General features: G+C 64.4%; 8 protein-coding genes. 2 read left to right on the top strand and 6 right to left on the bottom strand.

Going from position 1 to position 14,829, the window contains the following annotated elements; all coding sequences use genetic code 11:
* Positions 1-65: 65 nt before the first annotated feature.
* On the bottom strand, positions 66-251 hold the full coding sequence (locus OIE68_RS31890) for a hypothetical protein (protein WP_327094693.1): 186 nt from the start codon (positions 249-251) through the stop codon (positions 66-68).
* A 352-nt stretch (positions 252-603) separates the two neighbouring features.
* Between OIE68_RS31890 and OIE68_RS31885 the strand changes: the two genes are divergently transcribed.
* Complete coding sequence (locus OIE68_RS31885; protein WP_327094692.1) at positions 604-2,430, top strand: IS481 family transposase; 1,827 nt, start codon at positions 604-606, stop codon at positions 2,428-2,430.
* Between the two features lie 1,485 nt (positions 2,431-3,915).
* On the opposite strand, the gene mobF is transcribed toward OIE68_RS31885, so the two are convergent.
* The 4 genes from mobF to OIE68_RS31865 form a co-directional block, all read right to left on the bottom strand.
* Positions 3,916-8,706, bottom strand: coding sequence for a MobF family relaxase (mobF, locus tag OIE68_RS31880; protein ID WP_327094691.1), 4,791 nt, complete (start codon positions 8,704-8,706; stop codon positions 3,916-3,918).
* A gap of 406 nt (positions 8,707-9,112) precedes the next feature.
* Positions 9,113-10,390: a cytochrome P450 gene (locus OIE68_RS31875; protein WP_327094690.1), complete on the bottom strand. Its 1,278-nt coding sequence runs from the start codon at positions 10,388-10,390 to the stop codon at positions 9,113-9,115.
* A gap of 37 nt (positions 10,391-10,427) precedes the next feature.
* Positions 10,428-11,828 carry an NAD(P)/FAD-dependent oxidoreductase gene (locus tag OIE68_RS31870; protein ID WP_327094689.1) on the bottom strand — a complete coding sequence of 467 codons (1,401 nt, stop codon included), beginning with the start codon at positions 11,826-11,828 and terminating at the stop codon, positions 10,428-10,430.
* On the bottom strand, positions 11,825-12,040 hold the full coding sequence (locus OIE68_RS31865) for a ferredoxin (RefSeq protein WP_327094688.1): 216 nt from the start codon (positions 12,038-12,040) through the stop codon (positions 11,825-11,827). Before OIE68_RS31865 ends, OIE68_RS31870 begins: the two co-directional genes overlap by 4 nt.
* Before the next feature lie 884 nt (positions 12,041-12,924).
* On the opposite strand from OIE68_RS31865, the gene OIE68_RS31860 reads away from it, so the two are divergent.
* On the top strand, positions 12,925-13,476 hold the full coding sequence (locus tag OIE68_RS31860; RefSeq protein ID WP_327094687.1) for a dihydrofolate reductase family protein: 552 nt from the start codon (positions 12,925-12,927) through the stop codon (positions 13,474-13,476).
* A 540-nt stretch (positions 13,477-14,016) separates the two neighbouring features.
* Here OIE68_RS31860 and OIE68_RS31855 read toward each other — a convergent pair.
* Positions 14,017-14,493: a hypothetical protein gene (locus tag OIE68_RS31855; RefSeq protein ID WP_327094686.1), complete on the bottom strand. Its 477-nt coding sequence runs from the start codon at positions 14,491-14,493 to the stop codon at positions 14,017-14,019.
* Between the last annotated feature and the right edge of the window lie 336 nt (positions 14,494-14,829).

Below are 14,829 nucleotides of genomic sequence, written 5' to 3'. Positions count from 1 at the left end.
CTGTTGCCGCATCTGTTCCGTCGCGTCTCGATTACGCAGGCTTGAGTTTGGCTGTGGGTGCCGCTTCACAACGCCCCCAGCGCGCCCGCCACCAGCAGACCGAGCGTCATTGCCGCAGCAAAGGACATCGCTCCGTTCTGGACAGACTTTACGTATGTCCCGCCGTCCAATCGCACCAGGATGCCGGCGCCCAGCGCGACGATCGTCGCGCACAAGGCAACGATCGTGACGACGAATCCCTTGTAGTACATGTTCACCCTCCCAACCCGGTCTTTCCCGGGCACTCGGACCGCCCAGGATGTCCCGGCGCGACTCCGACAGTAGAAGCAACCCGAAGTGAATGCTACAGCAGCATGTTTGGGATTTTCTCCGGTAAGCTCGAACTGCCAGCAGGGCAATACTCGGGCAACTGCTCGCGCACCCAGCTGTCTTGCTCTGCCGGATTGCAATCCGAAGTCGCCACTTCGCCAGGGCTTTTGGTTACGATGTCGGTGTAGGGGCTCAGGACATCCTTCACTGTTTGTTCTCAAGTGACGCTTGACGTTTCGTATTGGTCCGTGATCTTGTTCCGCTCGTTGTTGTTGGGTGAAGGGCGGACGATTCTTGGATCAGCAGGCGGTGGCGGAGTACCGGTATCGGGCGGTCTGCGAGGTGTTGGGTGGCTCACCGATTGGAGAGGTCGCGGCCCGATACGGGACGACACGGCAGTCGGTCGACTCATGGCGTAAGCGCTTCAAGCAGGAGGGCATGGCGGGACTGGCTGATCGGTCCCGCCGTCCGCATACGAGCCCGACCAAGCTGGACGCGGAGGTCGAGGCGATAATCTGCCAGCTGCGTCGAGACCATCCGCGGTGGGGTGCGCGGCGGATCAGCCACGAGCTCGGTCGTCGCGGAGTCGATCGGGCACCTTCCCGGGCCACGGTCCATCGGGTGCTGACTCGCAATGGTCTGATCGATCCGCAGGCTCAGAATCACCGACGAAAGTACAAGCGGTGGCAGCGGCAGGAGCCGATGCATTTGTGGCAGATCGACATCGTGGGTGGTGTGCCGTTGGCCGACGGTCGTCAATGCAAACTGCTGACCGGCATCGATGACCACTCACGGTTCGTAGTCATCGCCGCAGTGCTGTCCACTCCCTCGGCCCGGGAGGTCGTTGCGGCGTTCACCGCCGCCATGCGCTGCTATGGAGTCCCGTCAGAGGTGCTGACCGACAACGGCGGCCAGTTCACCGGCCGGTATCTCAAGCCGGCACCGGTGGAGGTGCTGTTCGAAAGGATCTGCCGTGACAACGGCATCAAGCAACGGCTGACGAAGCCCCGCTCACCCACCACCACAGGAAAGATCGAGCGCTTCCACAAGACCCTTCGAACGGAATTCCTTGATCTCGCAACACCATTCGAGTCTCATGCCGCCGCTCAGGAAGCGGTCGACGGCTGGATCACCAGCTACAACACAAACCGTCCCCATCAAGCCCTCGACATGGCCGCGCCAGCCGAGCTGTTTCGACCGAACGGGCCGACACGCCTGGACACCCGTGGAACCGAGGACGCACGAACCGGCGAACCTGGGGTGGGATCACCAGTCATCATCGACGTTATCCGTGCACCCGAGGACCGCCGAACCGATGGCGCGGCAGTCGAATTCGAGGTCCGTGTCCCGCCCAGCGGTGAGGTGACCATCCTGTCAGGGCGCCAACTGGTATCGATGCAAAAGAGCATGGCCGGCCGCACTCTCACCATCTGGGCCGACCTGCGCAGCATCCACCTGACCCTCGACGGGCACCCCGTGCGAACCGTTGCCTCGCGCCTGCACCCAGAAGACCTGCGACACCTCACAATGCGCGGCGCACGTCCAGCCGGGCCGGAACCTGCCAAACCAGCACTACGACGCGGCCTCGGTGGCAGCGCGGCGATCAACCCCGGACAAGCCGTCGAGATCCAGCGCGCCGTCGGCAACGACGGCATCGCGCACATTGCCGGGATGCGGTTCCCCATAGGAACAGCCTGCGTGGGCCGCAACATCACACTCCGACTCGACGGGCACCTGATGCACGCCATCCTCGACAACGCACTGGTGGGCACCTGGCCATGTCCCGTCGCTCAAGGCGACCTGGGCAAGCTCCGGGGTGCACAACAACCGACCACGCCACTGCCCCCGCTACCCCTACCGGCCGGGTCGCTACGCGCACTGCGCAAAGTGCATACCAACGGGCAGATCACCATCGCCGGTCAAGGCATCACGCTCGGGCGGCGCCACAAGGGAAAGATCGTCACCGTCGTAGTCGAGGACACCTTCTTCCGCATCCTTGATGGTGACGAGGAAATAGCCGTGCGCCCGCGCGAAAACCTCGCACCCATCACCAGATTCCACGTCACAGGAGGTGGAGCCCGACCTCAAATCAGTCAAGCATCTCTCGACGACAATCAGTAAAGGATGTCCTGAGCCCTCACATTGACAACTGACGCCCCAGGTGGGGTTAGGGTCTGTTCGAGGAGCAGGGCGGTCTGCAAAGTGAGTAACACGTTGCAGATGCGACTTCGCCAGTCCGGTGAGCTGGTCCGCTGGTCACGGCGTTGAGGGAGCGAAGATCATGCATGCCAGACAGACATGAAAGTGTCTGGCCTGTTGATGAATTCGCCCGATGCCAGTGGTGGCTCGCGGCCCGGTTTCAGGTTGATGGCCCTTCGGACTACTCCCCGGTCCGAGGGGCCATCAGCGTTCATTTTGTTGCCAGCGGCGGTCTAATGGAGGTCGACGTCGGCGACTACCACGCCGTGGTCTGGATGTTCGGAGCGGCGGTACAGAAGGCGAACAAGCAGCGGCCAGGTTGGATGTGCGCGATGCGCTTCGCAGCGGTGAGCACCGCAGTTTCCGATCAACCGTTCCATCGGTGCCAGAAGCAGCGTGCTCCGCTGGCTGTAACGCTCTTCAGCGCGTCCGGCCGCAGGTGCTCACAAACCCTTTCGCTCGGTGCTGTCCGATCTCGTTGAATCCGAGGCAGTCTCGTCGAGTTGAGGCGTGTGCGAGTATTCGCAGTCGCAAGTAGGACGTTGGAGCTCGGCGGTCCTGGGCTGCGTTTCGGGTGGTGGAGCACGGCCTGGGGGCAGGTGCAGGGCAACACCTGGCGGTCCCCTCCAGGCCGTGCCGTTTCCCTGCGGCGCTGCCGGTTTCGGCGCTGCAGGGGGCTCATCAGGTGTGTTGCTGGGGCGGGATTCGTCGTCGAGGGCGTCGCCGGTGGATAGGGCGGTGTGGTTGGTCTGTGGCTATTTCTGGTGACGGTCTGTGGGGTGGTCGGGGGATGGGCGTGGTTGGTTTGCTGGTTTGCTCGATCGCGGCGGCGATGTCGGAGGCGGTGAGGAACCATGTCCGGCCTGCCTTGTGGCCGGGCAGGTTGCCCGCTCTGAGTTGTGTGAGGTACCAGCGTCGTGATTTACCGAGAACCTGTGCGCCTACCTCGACTGGGTAGGTGGGTTCGTGTGGCGGGGACACCTCGGCGCTGGTGTCGGTCGACTGCTCGCGTGAATGGCTATTCATCTGCGGCAACCTGATTCGCCACACGAAGGGTGCATGGAACGGGTGTCGTCGGGTGCGCGCGGATACCGATGACCGGTGCAGGCACCGTTGCGTTCGATGTGACGGGATGGAAGCTGGGGCGGACGCGGATCGGTGATCCGTGCGTCTGGAAACCGCTTGTATGCATGGAGTTATCGCTTCGGTTGTGCCCTGTCTGCGATTCTCCCTATGACCATGAAAGCTGATCGGCTGCGACTTCGCTAGTCCGGAGGCTGTGAGCTGGTCATTTGTGTCGCCGTACTGCGATCACGGGCTTTGCGCCAAATATTTTGGACGCGGGGGCTTTTCGATGCGGCGATCTCGCTTGGGCGCAGGCGCAGTAGGTGGTCGATGCGGCTTGTTTTACAGACCGAGATCGTGGTCAGGCTGCGGATAGTGAGGTTCGACAGGGCTGTCGAAGTAGTCGCAGGAGTCGTCCTCGGGAGCGTTGTGTTGTTGGCGTAGTTGCTGTTCGGCGGCGGTTTGGGTGGGGGTGAGTTGGGTTCGTCGGTGTTGTTCGGATTGCAGTTGGTCGAGTTCTTGCTGATATTCGGCCGTCAGTGTGTCGGCGTAGGTCGGCTCGGATGGTGTGGTGGGTGTTGGCTGGGTTCTCGGCTCGGTGATGGGTTGGGTCAGGATGTGTTCCCAGTCCTCGGCGGGGCCGGCGAGTCGGAGCGCGTCTCGTTGGGCGTTGCGTGCGGTGGTGTGCGCGGAATTTCGGGCGTGGGTGCGGTGCTGTTGTGCGGTTTGGAGGGTTGTGATCTGGGTGTGGAGTGCGCGGCGTTGACCACGTCGATAGGCCGGTGTGGAGCTGAGTGCGGTTCGGGCGTGGTCGAGTTCGGTGGTGATGGCCTGGAGTGATTGTTCGGCCGCACGGAGTTCGTTGATGCTGGCCTGCGCGTCGCGGATGGCTTGTTTAGCTGCCTGCTGATGGCGCGCGGCCGCCTCGGCGGCGCGTTCGACGTCGTCGGGGGCTGGGGTGTATGGGCTGTAGATGATTGCGTCGGTTTCGGCGAGGGCGATGTGTAGATGGAGTTCGTCGATGTGTTGTTCGAGTTCGGCATCGGTGAGCATCCGCAGCTCGTCGAGTGTGGGTTCGGTGGCCGGTTCGACGTCGGGGGTGTGGTCGACGGCTGCGGCAATGTGAGGCTGGGGCAGATCGGTGATGGCCTGTTCGGTGGTGTGTTCGTCGAGAACTGCGTGCGCGTCGGCGGTCCGGGTTGGTCTATTGCGGTCGCGGATGTTGGGTGTGGGGGTTTGGAGTTCCAGGCGTGACCAGAGTGCGGCGGCGGGCATTTCATCGGGTAGAGGTCGCAGGGACGCGGCGTCGCTGAGAAGTGTTTCGATGTCGATTCCGGCGCGGTCGGCGTGGTCGATTTTGTCGGCGAGGGACGGCCAGTATGGGTCGCTGGTGATGCGTTCGTCGAGTTGTTTGGCCAGTGGTGACCACCGGTTGACGGGGAGATGGATGTCGCCGATGGCGTCGATGACGCGGGCATCGAGCAGCTGCTGGTGTTCACGTTCGAGCACGGGATAGCGGGGTGGTCCGGTCGGGCGCAAGTCGCGGTCGTCGATATGGAGGGACGCCCGCCAGACTGCGAGTTCAGCGAGCAGTTGGCGGTCGCCACCAATGAGTGGCCGCGCCCAATGCGGCGCGGTTGTCGAGGACCAGGTAGCGGTGTCGGCTCGGATCTGTTCGGCGAGGTCGGTCACGATCCGCGCTCGGGCCGACAGATGACCGGCGTAGAGTGCGTGAGGTAGTCCGCGTGTCCACGGCAGCGGCCCGACACCACACGAATGTGCGCCCGTTGGATCCAGTCGCCAATCCAGAACCGCGGCAGCATCATCGGCGGTATCGAGTTCCCGGCTCGCGGCGGCGGTGCGGAGCGCGGCGATCGGATCGCGACCGGTCAGTGCGACTGTCGCCAGGTGCTGGCGCAGTATCGGGTAGGTGGGGGTGTCGGTGAGCCCGGTGTGCAATGCTTCCGCGGCGGTATCGAGCTGAGCGAGTCCGTCTGGGCCGAGGGCATGTTCGGCGGCGAGGCCGATCGCGTCGAGATAGATATCGACCGCGCGGCCGATCCGGCGGTAGGGATCGAGCGCGTCCCGTAGTTCGGTGTGCGCGGATTTCTGTGCGTCGTCGCGGCCGAGGACGCGCAGCAGTACCTCCACCGCGGTGCGCGGAAATACGGCTGGTTCGGTGAAGAAAGAACCTTCGCTGGCGTCCAATGTTGTTGGTAGGTAGCAGTGGTTTGCGTGCGCGCCGCGAGTCATCGCGACGTAGAACTGCGCGCGGCTTTGGTATCCGGTGAGCGCGACGTGACACGTATCGGCGGTGACGCCTTGCGCGGAATCGATCGTTGTCGCGTACCCGAGGCGCACATGTGCGGTCACATAGCGCGGCGGAAGTGTCACTGTATGGCCGAGTTCGCGACGCGAACGCAGGCGTGTAACGGTCAGACTTCCGTCGTCGTGAACGCGGGAAACGATCCACCGGTATCCGTTGCGAACCCAATCACCGTCGGCAAGACGCAGTCGTGGATCGTTGCGGCGGGTGGCGATCGTGTCACCGACCGACGCGCACAGACCGTCGGCCAGTGCGCATTCCGACCCGACTGGTGTACCGGTGCGGGCGATTCGATCGGCGCGGGCGCGTTGGTTGAGTTCGCGCACGATGTCGTGGGTGGGGGCGAGCATGATGGTGTCGCGGCCGCTCGAGTGGTCGGCGATCCATCCGATGTAGGCGTCGTCGTGGGTGGCGGCATGGCTGCCGGAGTGGATGCGACGGTGGTCGAGATAGAAGCCGAGCGCGGCGGGATCGCCTTCGCGGAGAAGCAGACTGGCGGATGCTTCGGCTGGGGAGGTGAAGCGGACGACGTGGTCGAGGGTGAGGTTGGGGGTGTTGGCGGCGTCGTTCATGTCGGTGTGGGCGCCGCCGGCTTCGATCGAGGGCAGTTGCTTCGGGTCACCGAGGCAGCGGATTGTCGCGTCCCGAGCAGCTAGGAACTGCAGCAGGCGTAGGCGTTTGAGGTTCCCGACTTTGACGTGTTCGTCGACGATCACCAACGTGTTCTGGTCGATCTGCAATACCCATTGCGGCAGTGACCCGTTCGCTTCGCTGTCCCGGGTTTCGGGGGTGTGGCGTGTGAGGACGTCGAGGAGCTTGTCGATGGTCTCGACGCGTGCGCCGATCGACTCACCCAGCACCGAGGCGGCCGCGGCCGTGGGAGCGAGTCCGAGGACGGTGCCACCGCTGGCGTGCCATGCCTCGGTGAGCACGCGCATGGCTGTGGTCTTCCCGGAACCGGCGGGTGCGTCGACGGTGCGTACGCGCAGATCTGAGGTGGCGAAGCCCTCGACGACCGCGATCTGACCTGCGTTGAGTGGCCTGTCCGGGTTCGCGCTGTTATAGGCATGGACCGCTTGCGTGACGAGAGGTTTCGGCAATTGACGGCCACCGGGCTGCACCGCCAGGTCGATCAACTGCTGTTCGGCGCTCAATACTTGCGCTGAGGTGTAGATCTGGGAGCCCGCGGTGGTGTACACGCTGGAGCCGTCGCGACGGGCGAACATCATCGGCACCGCGCGCAGTCGCGGTTGATCGGTGATGTCGGGATCACCGCGAGCGATGGCCGATGTCGGTGACAATGCCTGCGCCACTACCGCTTCAGCGACGCGTTCGCAGTCCTCGAGGCGTATCTGGCCACGGAGTTGGCGTTCGGTTTCGCTGCGGATGTGGTGGCGTTGCCAGGTCGACCGCTGTGCTGAGATCGTCTCGAGGACGTAGTCGGCGGTGCGTGCGATCCATACGGCATCGGCCACAGGGCGCGCGTGGTGCGGTGGGTGCAGCACTGCGGAGACCATGCGTGCCAACGCTTCCTGGCTGCCCACCAGGGTGACGGCCTGGGCTCGCCAGTCGGCGCGTTGTTCGGAGAGTGTGCGTAGTTGTTGCTTGTCGGGGCGTGTTTCCAGCGTTGCGCGGTCCATCAATCCGAACAATTCCGTGGGTATGGGTTCGCGTCCCCACTTGCGTTGGAAGGCTGTGGTGAGTTGCCCGAGCCGCTGGGTGATCTCCGCGTCGCGCTGGGACCAGAACTGGTTCAACCGTTCAGGGACACCGACGATTTCACGGATCGGACGTTTCGACGGATCCACACCGGGACGTTCAGCGAACTCGACACCGACCATTTCTTCGAGATGCATCTCCAAACGAGTGTTGTAGATCTCGGAGACGGTGACGATCGCCTGGTACACCATCGCACCGTCCAGGGTGCGCCAGCGCCCATCGGTGGTGCGGACACGGTTGGCGATCAGCACATGCGTGTGCAGGTCAGGGTCACCGGCACGGCTTTCCCGATGCGCGAACCGGGCCGCCACCAGGCCCTCGACATCCACCTGGCGGACTCCGTTGCGGCCCAGCCGCGTGTACGTTGCGTTGTGCTCCAACCAGCGCAGCGCATCATCGACTGCGGCATGGTGGGCGGCTTCGACCTTCTCCGCGACCTCTCGCGGGGCGATCGCCCATAGCGCCGAGACGCTCTTGACCGGACTGAAGGTGATGTCGAAACCGGCCACGGCGGTCGTCTGTGGTCGCGAGTTGCGTGCCACCCACCCCGACAATTCACGTGCATCCATGGGTGCGCGACCGTAGTGTTCTGTGAACATTTCCGTCGCGATTGTGCTGCGAATCTGCGCCCGCCGGTCATCGGAAATAGCTTCACTAGGGTCCGAACCGCTCGCAATATTGTGTTCTTCGTAGGCTTGCGCGCACCGTTTCCGGAATTCATTGACATCGGAATAGACGCGGAAAGGATACCCCAACCGTGACGCATTATCGGCTGCCCGCTCGGCGTCTTTGAGCTTGGCGCCTTTGTCCATCTCCTCGTTGAACACGCGGTCTTCGATCTGGTCGGCGTTCGGGTGACGGCCCAACCCGAACAGTGCCTTCATCTGCTCCTCGGTTACCTCGTCGCCGGGCTGAATCCCCAACGCGGCCAAGCCTGCACCGTGCCAGCGCCCCGGTGACTCACCACGTGTCGAGTAGTAGTCGGCCAGGCTGGACCGGCCGCGAGCCGATGCGTCATTCGCGGCGACATTGCGGAGGTAGTAGAGGTAGCCGTTTCCAGCGACAACCTTATGAAGTGTCGCGGTCATACCTCCAGGAAGCACGACATCTGCTATAAAATCTAGGCTCGCAGTTCACCTATTTAGTGGCAAACGCATCAAAAGTCCTGGTCGTTATATAATTGTTATCCTTGATGCAAAAGGTCTGCCTGTTGTAATTGGGTGTGGAGGGGAATTTGAGGGTGTGTGGATATTTGTTCTGTTTAGGGATTGGTTGCGGTGTGTGGGGGTAGTTTGCGGGGAGGGTTGCGGAGTTGGGGTATGCGTTGTGGGTTCTGGGGGCATAGGCGCGCTGTTGCGGGCAGACTGCGTGCCCGTGCGAAGCCTGAGTCTGGTGCGCGGGGGCGATGCAGAGGGAGGGCGGTGAGTTCGAGATCGCCTATGTCGGCGTCGATTCGGGTGAGCAAGGGGTGGGCGACGACTTGATGATGTGTCGTCATTCGGTGATGTGGTCGACGTCGATCATGAGGTGTAGGGGTCCGCGGAAGATATGGCTTCGGCGATATGGCGGTGGGTCGTCAACCAGGCGGGGGCTCTGCACGCGGCGCAGGAAGGTTTCCAGTGTGAGGTTGACTTCGAGCCGCGCCAGCGGGCCGCCGATGCAGGTGTGGATTCCGCTGCCCCAGCCGAGGTGCTCGTTGTCGGGGCGTTCGGGGTCGTACTGGTCGGGGTTGGCGAAGCGGGTGGGGTCGCGGTTGGCGGCGCTGTACATCAGGTGGACCGCCGCGCCCTTCGGGATGACGGTGTCGGCGATCTCGATGTCGTCGGTGGCGCTGCGGCTGGGGAAGAACTGCACGGCCGACTGCAGTCGCTGGACTTCTTCGATGGCGCGTGGAATTAGTTCCGGGCGCTGCCGCAGCAGTTCGAACGAGCCGGGGTTGCGTAGCAGGGTCATCACACAGTTGGCGATGGTGTTGACCGTGGAGTCGTGGCCGGCGACGAGCAACAACTGCGCATTGGATACCGCCTCTTGCGGTGACATCGGACCGTCGGGCCCTTCGGTGTCGTTGACCAGGTCCGACAGCAGTCCATCTCCGGGCTGGTGACGGTATTGCTCGATCAGCTCGGCGAGGTAGTGCCGCAGTGCCGCACCGGCGGCTCGGCCTTGTGCTGCGCGGGCCTGTCCTTCGTCGGTGGTGGCATCCGGGCCCAGATCCAGGCCGGTCAACAGGTCACGAATCCAGAGGTGAAAGGTTGGTTCGTCGGCGCGGGGGACCCCGAGGATTTTGCAGATCATTGTCATTGGTACGGGATAGGCGTAGTCGTCGACCACGTCGAACCTGGTTGATTCTCGGGCTTTGATGTCGTCGAGCAGCTTGTTGCACAGTCCGACGATGCTGGGCTCCATGCTGGGGATTAGGTCGGGCGAGTGTGGCGGCCCGAAGTGGCGCATCACCTGCCGGCGGGCCCGGTCGTGGTCCGGCGGATCGGACACGATGATGCTCGGTTTGCGGCCGCCGTGCGCCTGCAAGTCTTCGACGCCCGCGGGTGGTTCGGCGTCGCCGGCCAGGTGGGCTGCCAGTGGGCTGCGGCGGATGTCGGAACTGATCCGGGGGTCGTGCGCGAGCGCGAGCAGTTCGCGGTAGCCGGTGACGACATAGAGGTTGTCGGCCACCTGCACGACGGGAGTTTTGCGAAGCTCGGCGAAGAACGGGTATGGATCGGCGCGGTTGTCGTAGGTCATCGCCTCCGCCCAGGCAGTCTCTGCGGTCATAATCCCTCCTTGATTCGGCGGGCAGTGGCGTGCGATGTCAGCTCCGCCGACGAAACTCGGCACCTCGCGTGGTCGGGTCGTGACCGGTGAGCACGACGGTGGGAATCTCGGTGGGCACGCGCGGATCCGGGAAGCGCGCCGGGATCGGGGTCATGTCCCCGGGGCGGTCGTAGCCCGGTAGTGGCGGCGGGAACGGCGCCGACCGCTCGATGAGAGCGCCGTAATAGTCCAGCCACTTGCCGTGGTCGAACGTGACGGCGCCGACGATGCGCCCCCGACGGCCGTACGCGGCGGCGAAGCGGCGCTGGTCAGGCGAACCTTGGGTGAACACGATCTCGTCGCCGAAGGAGCACACCCCCACACCCTTGATGTTGACGCCGAACTGGGCCGACCAGAACATCGGCAGTGGAAGGTGCGGGCACCGCTCGGTCTCCAGGTTGATCATGTTGTTGGCAGCTACCTGAGCTCCGGACACCGCGTTGTCCCAGTGCTCCATGGAGATGAACTGGTATTCGTAGAGCACGTGCGGGGCGCGGGCGATGTCGCCGGCGACGAAGATGTTGTCGGTCACTACGCCGTTGATGTCGAACGCGCGGCAGCCGGCGTCGCACCCCACCCCCCAGAAGCCGCTGGCCAGCCCGGCGCCCTCGAGCCACTCGACGTTGCGGATCGAGCCCAGTGACGCGACCACGACGTCGACATCGAGGGTGGCTCCGTCGGAAAGCCGAGCCCGCCGCACGTGGCCGCCGTCATCTGCCTCCAGCGCCTCGACCGCGACCCCGGTGCGCAGGTCGACGCCCGCATCGCGGTGCATCCTGGCGGCGATATCACCGATCACCCCGCCCAGTGCGCCGACCAGCGGCCCGTCGGCGCGTTCGGTGACGGTCACCGGCAGGCCCAGCTTGCGACACACCGAGGCCATCTCCGATCCGATGAATCCTGACCCGATGATGAGGACCCGTCGAGGGGCGGCGTGTAGTGCGGCCTGCAGGCGTGCGGCGTCATCGCAGGTTCGCACTGTGAAAACGCCGTCGAGCGCGGCTTCTCGAGGATTGATCCACTGCCGCGCTCGCACCCCGGTGGCGATCAGCAGCCGGTCGTAGTCGACCTTGTCCCCGTTGGCCAGCAGCACCTGGCGGTTGACCCGGTCCAGGCCGGTGGCGGCGACCCCCAGCCGCCAGTCGGCGTCGACGGCCCGCCGCCGCGGGAGCCTGGTGTGATCGGGGTGTACCCATCCCTCGAGCACCTGCTTCGACAGCGGCGGACGATCGTAGGGCTCGTGCGGCTCGTCGCCGATCACCGTGAGCTTGCCGCGGAAACCGCGCTCTCGCAACGCTTCCGCGGCGCGCAACCCGGCCAGCGAGGCGCCCACGATCACGATGCGGCCTTCCGCGCGAAACGCTGCCACCAGCTCGGCGACCAGTGATGCCGCGCTCACATCGGGTCATCCTCAGCGGGAGTGTAGGTCTCCACGATGATCGCCTGAACCGGACAGGCCGCCGCCGCCCTCAGTACCCGCTGGCGTTGGGATTCATCAGGGTTGGGATCGTAGGCGAGCGCCTCGTCACCGAGCAGCTTCAGCACATCCGGCGCCAGCGGGACACACTGCGCGTATCCCAGACACTTGTTCAGATCCACTACGATGCGCATACTCAGCTCCCTTGTGAGCCACTTCCTCGCATCCACCTCGGTCGCCGACCGGCGGGGCCACCGACCCCGGATCAGCCACCGCTATCGTACGCCGGGCGCCGGAGAAGTATGAGTCTCACCTGTCACCCCGCACAGGAGTCGCGTCAGCGGCGTTTTCGCACGGACGCACCACTAGCTTCGCTGCAATCCCGCATCGTCCGGAAACCTGTCCGCTCCTGTTCGGGCCGGCATTTGGGTGTTCGGGTTGGCTTTCGTGGGTGGGTTCGGTGGACATAGGTTTCGGTGTGCTGGTGGTGACCAGTGGGAACCCGATCGTTTCCGTTGCCTGCGTCCCCGGATCACTCGGTCTGACCGGCGGAGGTCCCCCGATCCGCAAAGTAGATCGGAACACTCGCGCTGCCGAACTGTTCGGCAACCTTTCGGGAGCAGGTCAGTTAGTCGCGGTCCGCAACTGGAACGGACAATATTTGTTCTGCTTAGGGATTGGTTGCGGTGTGCGGGGCTAGGTTGCGGAGTTGGGATATGCGTTGTGGGTTCTTGGGCATGGGCCCGCTGTGGCGGGCAGACTGCGTGCCCGTGCGGAGTCTGGTGCGCGGGGCGAGCCGTGGGCTGCGGCATCCTGTGAGGTGGCAGCGGAATGGGGTGACGCGGTGCTGGGCGCCGCCATGTGTCACGCGCGCCTTGGTGACTTCCGGCGGGTCCTGCACTGTTGCGAGCTGGCACAGGACGGGCTTCGCCGGGGCCGACGACCTCGCCGGAGTCTGTCGTACCCGGCTGTCGGACATGGGGTCGCCGACTGGTGAGATCGCCGAGAAGCCAATGGATATGGTTTAACGCCTGGTGAGGTCCGATGAGTTTCGAGCGTGTAGGAGGTCTGCCCGGTTATGAGGAAACTGATCTACGGGTTCGGTGTGTCCCTGGACGGCTTCGTCAACGACCGCGACGGCAGCATCGACTGGGCTGTCCCGGACGAGGAGCTGCACCAGTTCCACAACGACCGCTACCGCGATATCGAGGTCTCGCTGCACGGTCGTCGCCTGTATGAGCTGATGGCCGAGTACTGGCCGCACGTGCCCGAGGACGCGTCGCGCATCGAGCGTGAGTTCGGCGGGCTCTGGATGGAGAAGCCCAAGGTGGTCTTCTCCCGGACGCTCACCGAGGTCCATTGGAACAGCACCCTGGTCAGTGAGAACGCGGTCGAGGAGGTCTGCAGGCTGAAGGCCGGAGGCGATGGCGTCATGGAGGTCGGTGGCGCGAGCCTCGCGGCCTCGCTGATGCCGCACGGGCTCATCGACGAGTACCAGCTGTTCGTCTCGCCCGTGGTGCTCGGCGGCGGCACACCGATGTTCCCGTCACTGGACAAGCGCAGCCAGCTCCGATTGGCCGAGACGAGGCACTTCAACACTGTGGTGATGCTGCGCTACCTCGCCGACTGAGGACCGTTCAACCGCAGCGGCCTCCGTTCAAGCGCGACTGTCACCGCAGCGGTGCGATCGGCGACGTCGAGGTTGGTGAACGCGTGCAGCAGGTGCGTGGGTCGCCTCGGACCTTTGTTGTTCGGCGAGATCGTTTGGCGGGCGTCGGCGACGGTGCCTTCTGTGGCGGCGACTGCGGCGAGGCTCCAGCCCTCGCAACGTTCGAGGTCGGCCGCGTCGATCTCGGGGGTTCCGGTGTGGGGAGTCGTTTATGGGTTCTTCCGATCTGCTGCTCGAGGCCGGTTTCGATGACAGCGGCCTGTTCGGCAGTACTGGCGCGGAAGTAGCGGGCGCTGGTTTCGATGGAGGCGCAGGCCGGGTGTCGTAGGTGTGGCGCAGGGTGTGCGGTCGCAGGCCGGCATCGGCGCCGACGGCGAGCACGACCTGGGTGATGCCGGAGATGGTCAACTGGCAGAAACGCACTGCGGCCGTGCTCTTGCTGCTCCTGTTCGTCGCCGCGTTGGTGGGCTACCTGATCCTCGCCCTGGCTGAGGACGCGGATCATGTGTCGAACAGCTGGATGTGGACGAAGCGGCTCGCCGCGTCGCGCTCGTCCACGATGACGATCCGGTTGACCGACTTTCCATCAGGGCGTCGGTAGAGGTCCTGGGCCTTCAGGATCGACGGTGAAGTCTCCAGGGAAGGCCCCGCGATGGCGGTCTGAGCCACCACGCCGAAGACTTTGGTCAGCGGCGCGGAGAATTTCGATGTGGTCAGCAGCAGGGTAAGACCCTGGGGATCGGTCGATAGCGCGAGCTGGTAGAGCGTGTCGATACCGTGCTCGGATCGGGCGCCGAGCAGGGAAACATTCTCCGGGATGACGATGCCGCCGAATTCGGAAGCCTCCCTGGCGATGTTGGTGTCGTTCGCGGCCTGGGTCGGCTGCGGCCGTCGGTCGCCGTTATGTGTTTCGCTGCTGCAGCCAGTCATGCCGACCGTCACGGCCATGAGGCCGGCGACGACATAGGCCAGCGTCACCTGCCGGATTCCAGGCGTTGGGTACCTCATCGGGGTGGGATCACTCCTCTCGCCGTCGCGGCCGTCGGGCGGTCCTGGCAGGTTCACCGGTTCGGTCGACGGTACCGGCCTTGTATCGCCGGACCCCGCTGGATCCTTCGCAGATCGGGGTGCGGAGGTCGTGGCCGGTGGTATTTCCGACCGGAGCCGATGATCGGGGAGCTTTATGGAGATTACAAGTGCCGGTTAAGACCGTCGGCGAACAATCGGATGCGGTAGTAGCGAAGCGACAGTGAAGGTTTGGCGTCGGACGTGGACGTCCGACTCTCATCGTTGGGTCGACCGCTCGGCGCCCGA

The organism is Nocardia vinacea, assembly GCF_035920345.1.
Lineage (GTDB): Bacteria > Actinomycetota > Actinomycetes > Mycobacteriales > Mycobacteriaceae > Nocardia > Nocardia vinacea_A.
This window is presented reverse-complemented; position numbering and strand designations above follow the sequence as displayed.